Annotated in this window: 13 protein-coding genes and 1 pseudogene; 9 read left to right on the forward strand and 5 right to left on the reverse strand. The window is 54.2% G+C overall.

Annotated features, from left to right (window positions below; translation table 11 throughout):
* Positions 1-190 precede the first annotated feature (190 nt).
* Positions 191-1,138 (forward strand): bile acid:sodium symporter family protein, encoded by a 948-nt coding sequence (locus Q9J32_RS02695; RefSeq protein ID WP_002221255.1) that lies wholly within the window; start codon positions 191-193, stop codon positions 1,136-1,138.
* 152 nt (positions 1,139-1,290) lie between these two features.
* On the opposite strand, the gene rluD is transcribed toward Q9J32_RS02695, so the two are convergent.
* The gene (gene rluD, locus Q9J32_RS02700; protein WP_301884286.1) at positions 1,291-2,415 is read right to left on the reverse strand and encodes a 23S rRNA pseudouridine(1911/1915/1917) synthase RluD; all 1,125 of its coding nucleotides are present in this window, start codon (positions 2,413-2,415) and stop codon (positions 1,291-1,293) included.
* Between rluD and Q9J32_RS02705 the strand changes: the two genes are divergently transcribed.
* Positions 2,414-3,217, forward strand: a complete 804-nt coding sequence (locus tag Q9J32_RS02705) for an outer membrane protein assembly factor BamD (RefSeq protein ID WP_033911979.1) — start codon at positions 2,414-2,416, stop codon at positions 3,215-3,217. The genes rluD and Q9J32_RS02705 overlap by 2 nt on opposite strands.
* A 234-nt stretch (positions 3,218-3,451) precedes the next feature.
* Here Q9J32_RS02705 and Q9J32_RS02710 read toward each other — a convergent pair whose 3' ends face one another.
* From Q9J32_RS02710 to Q9J32_RS02725, 4 genes are all read right to left on the reverse strand, one after another.
* Positions 3,452-5,671 carry a DNA internalization-related competence protein ComEC/Rec2 gene (locus tag Q9J32_RS02710; RefSeq protein WP_301884288.1) on the reverse strand — a complete coding sequence of 740 codons (2,220 nt, stop codon included), beginning with the start codon at positions 5,669-5,671 and terminating at the stop codon, positions 3,452-3,454.
* A gap of 131 nt (positions 5,672-5,802) precedes the next feature.
* The gene (gene trpB, locus Q9J32_RS02715) at positions 5,803-7,005 is read right to left on the reverse strand and encodes a tryptophan synthase subunit beta (protein ID WP_301884289.1); all 1,203 of its coding nucleotides are present in this window, start codon (positions 7,003-7,005) and stop codon (positions 5,803-5,805) included.
* A 182-nt stretch (positions 7,006-7,187) separates the two neighbouring features.
* Positions 7,188-7,835 carry a DNA glycosylase gene (locus Q9J32_RS02720; protein WP_304666544.1) on the reverse strand — a complete coding sequence of 216 codons (648 nt, stop codon included), beginning with the start codon at positions 7,833-7,835 and terminating at the stop codon, positions 7,188-7,190.
* A gap of 17 nt (positions 7,836-7,852) precedes the next feature.
* The gene (locus Q9J32_RS02725; protein WP_301884291.1) at positions 7,853-8,755 is read right to left on the reverse strand and encodes a DMT family transporter; all 903 of its coding nucleotides are present in this window, start codon (positions 8,753-8,755) and stop codon (positions 7,853-7,855) included.
* Positions 8,756-8,993: 238 nt separating this feature from the next.
* Here Q9J32_RS02725 and rsmA point away from each other — a divergent pair, with 238 nt between their 5' ends.
* From rsmA to folC, 7 genes and pseudogenes are all read left to right on the forward strand, one after another.
* Complete coding sequence (gene rsmA / locus Q9J32_RS02730) at positions 8,994-9,773, forward strand: 16S rRNA (adenine(1518)-N(6)/adenine(1519)-N(6))-dimethyltransferase RsmA (protein ID WP_301884293.1); 780 nt, start codon at positions 8,994-8,996, stop codon at positions 9,771-9,773.
* Positions 9,748-9,993: pseudogene (locus Q9J32_RS02735) on the forward strand (GTP pyrophosphokinase); the annotation flags it as partial. The gene rsmA and the pseudogene Q9J32_RS02735, both read left to right, overlap by 26 nt.
* 166 nt (positions 9,994-10,159) lie before the next feature.
* Positions 10,160-10,615 (forward strand): hypothetical protein, encoded by a 456-nt coding sequence (locus Q9J32_RS02740; RefSeq protein WP_301884295.1) that lies wholly within the window; start codon positions 10,160-10,162, stop codon positions 10,613-10,615.
* 41 nt (positions 10,616-10,656) lie between these two features.
* Complete coding sequence (locus Q9J32_RS02745; protein WP_002240396.1) at positions 10,657-11,385, forward strand: amino acid ABC transporter ATP-binding protein; 729 nt, start codon at positions 10,657-10,659, stop codon at positions 11,383-11,385.
* 72 nt (positions 11,386-11,457) lie between these two features.
* On the forward strand, positions 11,458-11,817 hold the full coding sequence (locus Q9J32_RS02750) for a hypothetical protein (protein ID WP_301884296.1): 360 nt from the start codon (positions 11,458-11,460) through the stop codon (positions 11,815-11,817).
* Positions 11,818-11,821: 4 nt separating this feature from the next.
* The gene (locus Q9J32_RS02755; RefSeq protein WP_301884297.1) at positions 11,822-12,262 is read left to right on the forward strand and encodes a protein YgfX; all 441 of its coding nucleotides are present in this window, start codon (positions 11,822-11,824) and stop codon (positions 12,260-12,262) included.
* 30 nt (positions 12,263-12,292) lie between these two features.
* Complete coding sequence (gene folC, locus Q9J32_RS02760) at positions 12,293-13,567, forward strand: bifunctional tetrahydrofolate synthase/dihydrofolate synthase (protein WP_301884298.1); 1,275 nt, start codon at positions 12,293-12,295, stop codon at positions 13,565-13,567.
* Positions 13,568-13,577: the final 10 nt, after the last annotated feature.

The raw sequence follows: 13,577 nt of genomic DNA on the forward strand, positions 1-13,577 counted from the left end.
CGCTATAAACAGACGGGTTTCAACCGAAAAGGAATGGGGATAAAGTCCGTTTCCGACACCCCTCGGGCGATGCCGTCTGAAAACCAATCTCCACTTTCAGACGGCATTGTTTAGGCGCGGTCATTTTGCAAATTAAGGTTAAGGCGTGTATGCTTGCCTTCCCTTAAAAACAAAAACGCAACACATTATTATGAATATCCTCAGTAAAATCAGCAGCTTTATCGGAAAAACATTTTCCCTCTGGGCCGCGCTCTTTGCCGCCGCCGCTTTTTTCGCGCCCGACACCTTCAAATGGGCGGGGCCTTATATTCCTTGGCTGCTGGGCATTATTATGTTCGGTATGGGTTTGACGCTCAAACCTTCCGACTTCGATATTTTGTTCAAACATCCCAAAGCCGTCATCATCGGCGTAATCGCACAATTCGCCATTATGCCGGCAACCGCCTGGCTGCTGTCCAAACTGTTGAACCTGCCTGCCGAAATCGCGGTCGGCGTGATTTTGGTCGGCTGCTGCCCGGGCGGTACGGCTTCCAATGTGATGACTTATCTGGCGCGCGGCAATGTGGCTTTGTCGGTTGCCGTTACGTCTGTTTCCACCCTGATTTCCCCATTGCTGACTCCCGCCATCTTCCTGATGCTTGCCGGTGAAATGCTGGAAATCCAAGCGGCCGGTATGTTGATGTCCATCGTCAAAATGGTTTTGCTCCCCATTGTTTTGGGTTTGATTGTTCATAAGGTTTTGGGCAGTAAAACCGAAAAGCTGACCGATGCGCTGCCGCTGGTTTCCGTTGCCGCCATCGTGCTGATTATCGGCGCGGTAGTCGGGGCAAGCAAAGGCAAGATTATGGAAAGCGGCCTGCTGATTTTTGCAGTTGTCGCACTCCACAACGGCATCGGCTACCTGCTCGGCTTCTTTGCCGCCAAATGGACCGGCCTGCCTTATGATGCACAAAAAACGCTGGCCATCGAAGTCGGTATGCAAAACTCGGGCCTGGCCGCCGCGCTTGCCGCCGCACACTTTGCCGCCGCGCCGGTCGTTGCCGTTCCAGGCGCATTGTTCAGCGTGTGGCACAATATCTCCGGCTCGCTGCTGGCAACTTATTGGGCGGCAAAAGCCGGTAAACATAAAAAACCCTAAACGCCTTTCATCATAATGCCGTCTGAACGGGGCAAACGAAACCGGCGGTTTCTGCCAGGCCCCTTCAGACGGCCTTTGTTTGAAATCGGCGAGGACGATTGCCCGACTGCTCCGATTCGGCTGCCTGCGTTCGCCCCGCCTTTCAAGCCGCCTCACTCCCTTACATAAACCACTTCGACATCATAGTCGTCTTCGTTCCAATCATCGTCGTCATCCGCGCCGAGTTTGTCCTGCCATTCTTCTTCATTGTCCAAGGAGGAATCCAAACCGGCTTCGAGGCGCAACACGGAAAGCAGGTGATACATATCGTCGGGAATCGGGGCTTCAAACGAAACGGTTTCGCCGGTTTTCGGATGGACGAAACTCAAGCGGTAGGCGTGCAATGCCTGACGCGCGCCCAAACTTTTAACGGCTTCTTTCACTGGTTCGCTGCACGGGTGGCGCGGGTTGCCGTACACGGGATCGCCGGCAAGCGGATGGTTGGCTTCGCGCATATGCACGCGGATTTGGTGCGTCCTGCCTGTCTCGAGCGAACATTCGATATAGCTGTGGGCAAGATAGCGTTCCAACACTTTGACGTGGGTAACGGCTGGTTTGCCGCCGAATTTGACGACTGCCATTTTCAGACGGTTGTGCGGATCGCGTCCGATTTGGGTTTCGATTTTACCGTCAAAGGGGACGATGCCGTTGGCGACGGCGCGGTAGATGCGTTTGACCGTGCGTTCCTGAAGCTGCCGCACAAGGGAATTTTGCGCCGACAGGGTTTTGGCAACCACCATCAGCCCGCTGGTTTCTTTGTCCAAACGGTGTACGATGCCCGCGCGCGGTACTTGGCTCAATTCGGGACAGTGCGCCAACAGGCCGTTGAGCAGCGTCCCCGTCCAGTTGCCCGCCGCCGGATGCACCACCAGTCCGGCCGGTTTGTTGACGACGATGACGGTATCGTCTTCGTAAACAATATCCAAATCCATAGGCTCTGGAACAAACGCCAGATTTTCCTCACTCGGACGGACGGTTACACAAATTTGCTCGCCGCCTATCATTTTGTCTTTGGGTTGCGAAGGTTTATCGTTTACAATAACCGCGCCTTCTTTAATCCATGATGTCAGACGGCTGCGCGAGTAGTCGGGCAGAAGTTTCGCCAACACCGCATCCAGCCGCCCGCCGGCAAGCTCGAGCGGAACGGTCAGACCGATACGGTTTTCAGTTTCGGAAGCTGACGCAAAGTCTGAATCATCGCTATAATCGGATTCATTATCAAAGGAAGTATTCTGCATGAAAAAAATTCTTTTAACGGTTTCATTAGGTTTGGCACTGAGTGCCTGTGCCACCCAAGGTACGGTCGATAAAGATGCCCAGATTACCCAAGATTGGAGTGTGGAGAAGCTCTATGCCGAAGCCCAGGACGAATTGAACAGCAGCAATTATACGCGGGCTGTCAAGTTATACGAAATCTTGGAATCGCGCTTCCCCACCAGCCGACATGCCCGGCAGTCGCAACTGGATACCGCATACGCCTATTATAAAGACGATGAAAAAGACAAAGCTCTGGCGGCAATCGAACGCTTCCGCCGCCTTCACCCGCAGCATCCGAACATGGATTACGCACTGTACCTGCGCGGCTTGGTGCTGTTCAACGAAGATCAGTCTTTCTTGAACAAACTGGCCTCGCAAGACTGGTCCGACCGCGACCCGAAAGCCAACCGCGAAGCGTACCAGGCGTTTGCGGAACTCGTCCAACGCTTCCCCAACAGCAAATACGCCGCCGATGCGACCGCACGTATGATCAAACTGGTCGATGCTTTGGGCGGCAATGAAATGTCGGTAGCGCGTTACTACATGAAACGCGGCGCATATATCGCCGCCGCCAACCGCGCCCAAAAAATTATCGGCAGCTATCAAAATACACGCTATGTCGAAGAATCGCTCGCCATATTGGAACTTGCCTACCAAAAACTCGGCAAACCGCAGCTTGCCGCCGACACGCGCCGCGTGTTGGAAACCAATTTCCCGAAAAGCCCGTTTTTGACGCACGCCTGGCAGCCCGACGATATGCCCTGGTGGCGTTACTGGCATTAAGCCCATCTTCGTAATGCCGTCTGAAGCCCTTTCAGACGGCATTTCCCGTTCCGGCGCAAACCTTTCCGCTCATTCAAACGGTTCTCCCTGCCGTTAACGGCAACGCCCTTTATGTTTTTGACGCACACTGAAAATCAAACGATATGCCTTGCCGACACGAACCGGCGTTAACGCCAAAATGCCGTCTGAAGTCCGTTTAGGCGACATTTTCCGTTCCAGCACCAGCCTTCCCGTTCACTCAAACGGTTTTTTCTGCCAATAGAATTTATACCCTCTCAAACGTTGGGCCTTCACGCCGCCGCGTCCCAAGCCGAATTGCAGCGCGCCCGACAAATCCGTCCGCAACAACTTGATGCCGTGTGCGCGGACACGGTTCTGTACCGCTTCGGTCGGATGTTTGTAGGCGTTGGCATAACCGCTTGAAGCAACGGCATATTCGGGTGCAACCGTATTCAGGAATATGCCTGAAGATGATGAATTGCTGCCGTGATGCCCCAACACCAACACCTGGCTGTACAGGTTTGAACCATATTTTTTGACCAACTCCGCCTCGCCTTTCGTATCCAAGTCGCCCGTTACCAGCAGTGCCGCACCGCCCGCCACAACACGCAAAACACAACTTCTCCCATTATCATCGATGTTTTTGCGTTCAGACGGCATCAAAAACTCGAAATCCACGCCGTCCCATTGCCAACGCTGTTCCGCACAATGCCGCGCCCCCTCATAAAATTCCGGCTGTCCGGCATAAATCCCGCAGTTCGGTATCTTGCCGACTGCCTGAAAACCGCCGTCGTGGTCGCTGTCGTGATGCGACAGAACCAGCTTGTCCAAACGGCGGACACCCGCCGCATTCAAACTCGGCACAATCCCCGTCTGCGCCGCCGATGCAGTTCCGGTGTCAAACAAAAGATGATGATTTGCCGTCTGAACCGACACTGACAAGCCCTGCCCCGCATCCCAAACCGTAACCGCAGCTTCGTTTTCAGGTACTGCTTCAGGACGGTAGGAAACAAACCCTGCCAACAGCAACACCGCCCACGGACGCAAACCCAAGCCGCGCGGCAGCAACAACAGCAAAGCGGCACACACCGCCAAAACCAACAGCGGCAAAGGTGCGGAGGCAACGGCAAACTCGGGCGACACATCGGCAAGCCACACCAAAAACCGCAAAGTGTATTCCGCCAAAAATGCCCCAAACTGTTGCAAAGGCGCAAACGGCACGACCGAACCCAGCAACGCCAGCGGGGTCAATACCCAAGAAAACCACGGAATCGCCGCCGCATTGACCAAAGGGCTGATTAAAGGCAGCGAGGCAAACAGATAACCGAGCAAAACCACCGACAACACCGAAGCCGCCCACTGCCCGCGCAAAGCAGTTTGCCGTTTCCCCTCGTGCAAACGCCCCGAACACGCCCATATCAGTGCCGCCACCAAACCGAAAGACAGCCAAGTCCCCACACCCAAAACCGCCAAAGGGTCGAACAGCAGCACCGCCGCCAACGCCTGCCACCACGTCGCCCACGCCGACAATCTTCCCCTGCGCCACGCCCACGCAAACGCCGCCAACATCAAAACGCTGCGCTGCGTCGGCACGGAAAAACCGGCAAGCAGCGCGTAAAACAGCGCGCCTGCACACCCCGCCGCCAAAACCCACACGCGCGGCCGGGCAGGAAGGCGCGGGGAACAGGCAAGCAGCCGCTTCGCCAGCCACGCAAACAGCACCGCCACCATCGTAACGTGCAAACCCGAAATACTGACCAGATGCGTCAGCCCCAACGGTCGGAACGCCTGCCACAATTCGGGACGCAATGCCGACTGTTCGCCCACGCTCAACGCGCGCATCAGCCCGATGCCGTCTGAAAGCCCGCCGTCCGCATCCGCCTGCCGCCAATTACGGCTGATGCGGCTGCGCCAAACCGCAATCCCCCAACCGCTTCCGTCATGCAGCAAAACCCTGTCCGCACCGACAGTCCCCACGCCGCCTATCCCGTTGGATAATGCCCACGCCTCACGGTTCAAACCGCGCAGGTTCAACTCCCCGACGACGGGGTGCACACGTGCCGTTATCCGCCATCTGCTCCCGACCACCCATTCGCGCCGTTTGTAGTCCGACAGCAGCAAATCGAACGTCCGACCACCGCTGTCCACAGCCTTTGCCGCAAACTGCACGCGCCGCCCGTCCGACCTCGGCATATCCGCCACTTCCACCGTCAAAGGCACGCCTAAAACCGCCTCCGCCCGCCATTGCGAAGACAGTGCCGCTTCCGTTCTGAATACGCCGTAAGCCGCACCCGCCAACACGCACAGCATCAGACCGGCAAACGCAAACCGCCTTGCAAACACAGCAAAAACCGCAAAAGCCGCCAGCCAAAACAGCCAATGCGGCACGACCGGCAGCGCAAACGAAGCCGCCACGCCGACGACCCAACACGGCAAAAACCAACGACGGAACACGTCTCCCCACTCCCGATATTTCAAAAATAAACAGATAATAAAGCAAATCCGAAAAGCCGTCATAAAGGAAAGTTCGTAAAAATGCCGTCTGAACTCAGGCTTCAGACGGCATTTTTATCAGACGGACGAGGTTACAGTTTAATCCCTTTGAGCTTCGCCACGGTATTGATGTCTTTATCGCCGCGACCCGACAGGTTGACCAAAATCACCTGGTCTTTACCCATTTTTGGCGCGTTTTTCACCGCCCAAGCAACGGCGTGGCTGGATTCCAGCGCGGGGATAATGCCCTCGTATTTGCACAACAAATCAAAGGCTTCGAGTGCTTCTTCGTCTTTGGCAACGGTGTATTCAACGCGCTTGATGTCGTTTAAATGGCTGTGTTCCGGGCCGATGCCGGGGTAATCCAAGCCTGCGGAAACGGAGTGCGTCCCCAATACTTGGCCGTTTTCGTCCTGCATCAGGTAGCTGCGGAAGCCGTGCAATACGCCGATGGGGGCTTTGCTGGTAATCGGCGCGGCGTGGTCAGGCGTATCCACACCCAAACCGCCGGCTTCCACGCCGACCAAACGTACGTTTTCTTCTTCGATATAGGGATAGAACAAACCGATGGCGTTGGAGCCACCGCCCACGCAGGCAACGGCAACATCAGGTTGGCGACCGATGGCTTCCAACATTTGTTCTTTGGCTTCATTGCCGATGACGCATTGGAAGTCGCGCACCATTTCGGGATACGGCGCAGGGCCAGCGGCGGTGCCGATGATGTAGAACGTATCGTCCACGCGGGCGACCCATTCGCGCATGGCTTCGTTCATCGCATCCTTCAAAGTACGGCTGCCGCTGTCGACGCTGACCACGTTCGCACCCAATAATTTCATACGGAACACGTTGGGCATTTGACGTTGGATATCGTCCGCGCCCATATAAACATCGCAAGTCATGCCGAAACGTGCGGCGACGGTGGCTGAGGCCACGCCGTGCTGACCCGCGCCGGTTTCGGCGATGACACGTTTTTTGCCCATGCGGCGGGCGAGCAATGCCTGACCGATGGTGTTGTTGACTTTGTGCGCGCCGGTGTGATTCAAATCTTCACGCTTCAGCCAGATTTGCGCGCCGCCCAGATGTTCGGACAACCGAGCGGCGTGGTAAACGGGGCTGGGCCTGCCGACATAATGTTTCAAATCGCGGCGGAACTCCGCCCAAAATTCAGGATCGTTTTTCGCTGCCTTATAGGCATCCGCCAGCTCTTGCAAAGCCGGAATCAGGGTCTCGGACACGAACAGCCCGCCGTGTTCGCCGAAAAACCCCTTCTCGTCGGGCGCGTGGTAGTTTTTCATCGGATTCTTCCTTGTGCTTCAGGTTTTCAGACGGCAATTTATAGTGGATTAACAAAAACCAGTACGGCGTTGCCTCGCCTTGCCGTACTATTTGTACTGTCTGCGGCTTCGTCGCCTTGTCCTGATTTTTGTTAATCCACTATATTTTTCAAAATGCCGTCTGAACGGGAAATTGTCGGCAATTATAACTGTTTTTCACACAAACCCGCCATTTCGAAAAACGTCCGATACGCCGCCGCCTTTTTCGCCAAACTCAAAGGATAAGCGCGCGAAGTCGAAGGCAGGCGGGTCAGCGTCAAATCCCGTCCGGCAAACGGAAACGGCACGGTTTCGCCCGTTTTCGGCATTTTGATGCCGCCGCCCTGAATATCGAGCAGGATTTCCGTCGCCTTGCCGCCCGTCGTACAAATATGGCGGCAGTCTGGTATTTTCGCCAACACCGCCGCCAAATCCACGGTTTCGACTACCTTTAAAAACTTGTCGGACGCATTGCCGTGTTCCCTTGCCGCCTTCAACACGGTCGGACAGGACGCTATCCCCCGTTCGTGCAAAAACGTTTTGATTTTCTCCGCGTCAAACGCCTTTTCAGAGTGCGCAGCCTCCCCGTGGGACGGCATCTGGAAATGCGCCGCATCGTTAAAAAACACCAGCCCGTAAACGCGCCACATATCGTTTTGGAAATTCGGATAATGAAACTGCATCGCGCGTTTGCCTTCCTTGGGCGGAAACGTCCCCATCATCATGACCGATGCCCCGTTCGGCAAAACGGGATCGAACGGATAACTTTCGATTTCCAACCCGACCGCATTATTTTCCATTTTCACCCCCATATACCCGGCCGCCCGCTTCAGGCTGCATTTTGTCCCAAATGTATCAAAATCATGCCGCCGGCTGCCGCCGCACAACCCGCCGCCAAAGAAATATGTAGCGGTTCCCCCAAAAACCAGACCGAACACAACATACCAAAAATCGGTACCAATGTTACATAAACAGACGCACCGCCCGCCCCCAATACTTTCACGCCTTCAAAATACCACGCATACGCCAAAACAGTCGCACCGACCGCCAACCACAGCAATGCAAACCAGCCGCGCCCATCCATGACCGCTACCGCCCCAAGCGGCAAACCTTCTGCAAACCATGCCACGGCGGACAACATCAGCGCACCGGACATCGACGTAACCGCGGCAACCGTCAGCGCATCAATCCCGCGCAAAACCTTGCGCCCTATCAACGTATAAGCTGACCAGCAAACCACGCATCCGAAAATCAGCCATTCCCCGGGCTTCAACCCGTCCGCCAGCACCGCTGCCGGATTACCCTGCGTAACCGCAGTTACCGCGCCGCCGACGGTCAGCAACATACCCGTCAGGATTTTCATATTCAAATATTCCCCGAACAACCATACCGCCAACAGCAGCGTCAACACCGGGTTCACGCTCATGACGACCGCGGCTTTGCCGGCAGGCATCTGCTGCAGGCCCAACATGAAGAATACGGCATACCCGCACACGCCGAACAAAGCGGCAACCGCCAAACCCAGCCATTGCCGCGACGACAAAACCGACAAAGCCGCAAACCTGCTGCGCGCAAACAACCAACCCGACAGCAAAACCGAAGCCAGCAGAAACCTGACCGCCCCGCCCGTCAACGGCGGCAGAGACTGCCCCAATATCCTGCCCATAGGCCAAGACGCACCCCATAATACCGCCATACCCAGCAGCTTCACATGAATCAGATAAGTCCTCATACAGTATCCAACCGTAAAAATACCAAACCGACGGATAAGACCGAACAAAACAGCATTATCAAGCCCCGCCGTTTTCGGTTACAATGTCCACATCAAACCGATATTGTAAACATATTCACATTTAAATGCCGAACAAGATGTCCATACGGCTTGCCGGATTCCCCCGAAACAGAAGGGACACCTTCCCAAAAATCCGGCCCGTATCCTCAAAACCGGTTGCACCGGGCAAGGAAACCCGATGAAAGAACACAAAGCCCGCAAGCGTTTCGGGCAGAACTTTTTACAAGACACGCGGATTATCGGCGATATCGTCAACGCCGTACGCCCGCAGGCGGATGATGTCGTGATTGAAATCGGCCCGGGTTTGGCGGCGATTACCGAACCTTTGGCAAAAAAACTGAACCGCCTGCACGTTGTCGAAATCGACCGCGACATCGTATGCCGTCTGAAAACGCTGCCGTTTGCGGATAAACTGGTGATTCACGAAGGCGATGTATTGCAGTTTGATTTCAACGGCATCGCAGGCAAAAAGAAAATCGTCGGCAACCTGCCGTACAATATTTCCACGCCGCTTTTGTTCAAGCTGGCGGAGGTGGCGGACGATGTCGTCGATATGCACTTTATGCTGCAAAAAGAAGTGGTCGAGCGCATGGTTGCCGCGCCGAAAAGCAACGACTACGGCCGCTTGGGCGTGATGCTGCAATATTTTTTCGATATGGAAATGCTGATTGACGTGCCGCCCGAATCGTTCGACCCTGCGCCGAAAGTGGATTCCGCCGTCGTCCGTATGATTCCGGTGAAACACCGCATCGGCAAGGCAGACGATTTCGAGCATTTCGCCAAACTTGTGAAACTCGCCTTCCACCAACGTCGCAAAACCATACGCAACAATCTGAAAGAGCTTGCAGGCGACGATGATTTGCAGGCAGTCGGCATAAATCCGCAAGACCGCGCCGAACACATCGCGCCAGAGAAATACGTGGCGTTGAGCAATTATTTGGCAGGCAAGGCCGTCTGAAACAGTTATCGGAATTTTGAAAAAACTTGACGGCTGGAAAACAGAATACGGCTTGAAAAACTGGTATTTGCGCGATGCGGGCGGCTATATCGGCATACATATTTATTTCAAAAACAGCAGCAATTTCTACTATCCGTGGGAATTGCAGGTTTGGGATGAAAAAGATGTCAAAGCCAATATTGAAAACCATATGATGTGCAAACGGAATTTTGTGCGTTGAATTACCGGCAAGCCGCATTGAAACCGTTTATAACTGTTTATAAGAGAATAAACCATAAAATACACAACCGTACCCCTGACTTTTCCTTTAACCGCCCGAGTGAACAAACCATGAAATACACAGCCGCACTCCTGACTTTTCCTTTAACCGCCCGAGTGAACAAACCATGAAATACACAGCCGCACTCCTGACTTTTCTTTTAACTGCCTGCATGAACCCGAACGATGCGTTTTTCCAAAACCAGCGTTATCAAATGCTGGAGGCGCAATTGAAGGGTTCAAATGCCATTTTCCATTACGGTTATTCCCAAAATCCCGATCATGATTTATTGGTCGACCAAGTCCGCGTGCCGGAGACGTACAGGGCTTCATTTGAGCGGGATTGGATAGCGAAGGAGCAAGGCTACCGCAAAAACGACTGCGTACTGGAAAAAGCGGAAAGCGGGGGTGTGACGTACTACACCTGCGATGCGGAAAAAGGATTCAACGGCACACGTTTCGTCATCTATGTCGTGAATATAAAAAACGACAAAGGCTACGTCAAAGTTTACCGGAGCATGAATAAGCCGAATCAGGAAGAGTTAACCAAATTGGTTGCCGATTTGAATAAGTTTTACCCTTAATCAGTCAGACAGATTCAGACTGCCTGAAAAGAATGGACACTATGATCAAATTCAAAAACGTACACAAACATTTCAAAGACCTGCACGTCATCAACGGCGTGAACTTGGAAATAAAAAAAGGCGAAGTGGTCGTCGTCTGCGGGCCTTCGGGCAGCGGCAAATCCACACTCATCCGCACCGTTAACCAGCTCGAAAGCATTGAAAGCGGCGAGATTTGGGTGGACGGCGTCAACGTTGCCGACCCCAAAACCGATTTGAACAAAATCCGCGAAGAAGTCGGCTTCGTATTCCAAGGCTTCAACCTCTACCCCCACCTGACCGTATTGGAAAACATCACCCTCGCACCGATGAAGGTTAAAGGTCAAAATGCGGAACAGGCGGAGAAAAAAGCGATGGAACTTTTGGAACGCGTCGGACTGGCACACAAAAAAGACGCCTTCCCTTCCCAACTTTCCGGCGGCCAGCAGCAACGCGTGGCGATTGCGCGCGGGCTGGCGATGGAACCGCGCGTGATGCTGTTTGACGAGCCGACTTCCGCACTCGACCCCGAAATGGTCGGCGAAGTATTGAAAGTGATGAAAGACTTGGCAGAAAGCGGGATGACGATGATGTGCGTAACCCACGAAATGGGTTTTGCCCGCGAAGTTGCCGACCGGGTGCTTTTTGTCGATAAAGGGCAAATCCTCGAAGACGAAACGCCGGAAGCATTTTTTACCAACCCGAAACACGAACGCGCCAAACAATTCCTGCAACAGGTCATGACCCACTGATGCTATGCCGTCTGAAAATCGAACGTTCAGACGGCATAGCCCGACACCGCAAGATGATTGAGAAAGAAAACCATGTATTTTGTTGACCGCACCGCCGTCGTCCTCAAGCCGACCGCGCACTTTTTGGAATGGCTCAAAAGCACCGACGAAAATATGCCCGACCTGACCATAGAGCAGCTTCGTGCTAACTGTTCCGTCTTCCTCGTTCCGCAGTTCGACGAACCGGAAGCCGTCGTTTCCTACTTCGACGAACGCTACCGCCAGATTTTTGAAGCGGAGCTGGCAGGTTGGGACATCAATAAAGACAAATGGCCGCAAGATATGGGGCTGAAGGCGTTTTGGGAATTTTTCGACATCGAAATCCACGATATGGTGTTGGATATGGAAGAAGCGGAATTGCACATCACGCCCGTGTTCGACAATATGATGTAAAGCCGTGCGCGCCTTTCAGACGGCATTAAAGCCGTCCCGCATCCTGAACATCCTGACCGTATCACTCCACTCGGCTTCCATTGCCGTCTGCCTGACTTGGTTTTACGGCTGGATGATGTGGTTCGGGCTTGCCGCGCTGCTTGCAAGTTTCATCCACTCGCTGCGGATAACGAACCTGAAACATCGCCATGCCATAACCGCCATTACCATAGACCGCGACGGACGGGCGGAAATCGTATCCGGCAAAGACAAAACAGCGGCAACACTTGCGGGCAGCAGTATGGTTACGCCTTATGCCTTATTCTTACAATGGGACACCGGCGGCAAAACCGTCCACCAATGCATCATGCCCGACATGACGAACAAAGAATCCTACCGCAAGCTGAAAGTCTGGGTACTTTGGCGGCAGCCGAAAAAAACCACCGAAACCGATACATCAGACTGATTTCAGACGGCATTTGAAAACGAAACACTCATGAAAACACTACAAGACTGGCTCTCGCATTTGGAAACCGCACACAGCGGCGGTTTGATCGACATGGGTTTGGAGCGCGTAGGCGAAGTGAAAAAGCGCATGAACCTGACACCGCAATGCCCCGTCGTCGTCGTCGCGGGAACAAACGGTAAAGGTTCGGTCTGCGCCTACCTGACACAGATTTACAAACAGGCAGGCTTCAAAGTCGGCACACTGACCAGCCCGCATTTATTGCGTTACAACGAACGCATCGCTGTCAACGCCGAGCCGGTTTCAGACGATACAATCACCGCTTCCTTCGAACGCATCGAAGCCGCGCGCGGCGAAATATCACTGACTTATTTTGAATTCAATGCCTTGGCGGCTGTCGATATCTTTATGCACGAACAGGTTGACGTGATGATATTGGAAGTCGGCTTGGGCGGACGCTTGGACGCAGTCAACGTGTTCGACTGCGATTGCGCGGTGGTTACCAGCGTGGATTTGGACCATCAGGCATTTTTGGGCGATACGGTCGAGCAGGTCGGCTTTGAAAAAGCAGGCGTGTTCCGCAGCGGCAAACCCGCAATCTGCGGTCAAAACCCCGCGCCCGAATCGTTGGTCGCACACGCCGAAGCCATAGGCGCGAAACTGCTGATGGTGCAGCGCGATTTCGATTTCTCCTCATTGGAAAACATCCAATGGAACTACCGCTTCCGGCCGCAGCATTCAGACGACCCCGCGCGCAACCGCAATGCCCTGCCCTTCCCCGCATTGCGCGGCGCATACCAACTTTCCAATGCCGCCTGTGCGTTGACCGTATTGGAATGCTTGAACGGCAAATTGCCGGTGGACATCGGTGCCATCAAGCGCGGTTTGTTGCTGGTTGAAAACCCCGGACGCTTCCAAGTCCTGCCCGGCCGTCCGCTGACCGTTTTGGATGTCGGACACAATCCCCACGCCGCCCGCGCCCTGCGCCGCAGCCTGATCAACCTTGCCTACGCGCAAAAGCGCACCGCCGTGTTCAGCATGTTGTCCGACAAAGACATAGACGGCGTGTTGGAAATCGTTAAAGACCAGTTTGACGAATGGTATATCGCACCGTTGGACGTACCGCGCGGCATGACGGCGGATGCACTGAAAGCCAAATTGGAACAACACCATATCGAAAACATACAGACATTCGCCGCCGTCCGCGAAGCATACCGGGCGGCAGCCTCAAAAGCGGGCGAAAACGACAGAATCGTCGTATTCGGCTCATTTCATACCGTTGCCGACGTGATGTCGGTACTGTAAAAGGAATCTT

Origin of the sequence: Neisseria uirgultaei (genome assembly GCF_962719845.1) — a bacterium.
In the GTDB taxonomy this organism is placed as follows: Bacteria; Pseudomonadota; Gammaproteobacteria; order Burkholderiales; family Neisseriaceae; genus Neisseria; species Neisseria bergeri.

What these genes read in the sequence shown, in the direction of transcription:
- Q9J32_RS02750 (WP_301884296.1), top strand. Translation starts at nt 11,458, where the DNA reads ATGTATTTTGTTGACCGCACCGCCGTCGTCCTCAAGCCGACCGCGCAC.
- Q9J32_RS02740 (WP_301884295.1), top strand. Translation starts at nt 10,160, where the DNA reads ATGAAATACACAGCCGCACTCCTGACTTTTCTTTTAACTGCCTGCATG.
- folC (WP_301884298.1), top strand. Translation starts at nt 12,293, where the DNA reads ATGAAAACACTACAAGACTGGCTCTCGCATTTGGAAACCGCACACAGC.
- Q9J32_RS02705 (WP_033911979.1), top strand. Translation starts at nt 2,414, where the DNA reads ATGAAAAAAATTCTTTTAACGGTTTCATTAGGTTTGGCACTGAGTGCC.
- Q9J32_RS02720 (WP_304666544.1), bottom strand. Translation starts at nt 7,835, where the DNA reads ATGGGGGTGAAAATGGAAAATAATGCGGTCGGGTTGGAAATCGAAAGT.
- trpB (WP_301884289.1), bottom strand. Translation starts at nt 7,005, where the DNA reads ATGAAAAACTACCACGCGCCCGACGAGAAGGGGTTTTTCGGCGAACAC.
- Q9J32_RS02695 (WP_002221255.1), top strand. Translation starts at nt 191, where the DNA reads ATGAATATCCTCAGTAAAATCAGCAGCTTTATCGGAAAAACATTTTCC.
- rsmA (WP_301884293.1), top strand. Translation starts at nt 8,994, where the DNA reads ATGAAAGAACACAAAGCCCGCAAGCGTTTCGGGCAGAACTTTTTACAA.
- rluD (WP_301884286.1), bottom strand. Translation starts at nt 2,415, where the DNA reads ATGCAGAATACTTCCTTTGATAATGAATCCGATTATAGCGATGATTCA.
- Q9J32_RS02725 (WP_301884291.1), bottom strand. Translation starts at nt 8,755, where the DNA reads ATGAGGACTTATCTGATTCATGTGAAGCTGCTGGGTATGGCGGTATTA.
- Q9J32_RS02745 (WP_002240396.1), top strand. Translation starts at nt 10,657, where the DNA reads ATGATCAAATTCAAAAACGTACACAAACATTTCAAAGACCTGCACGTC.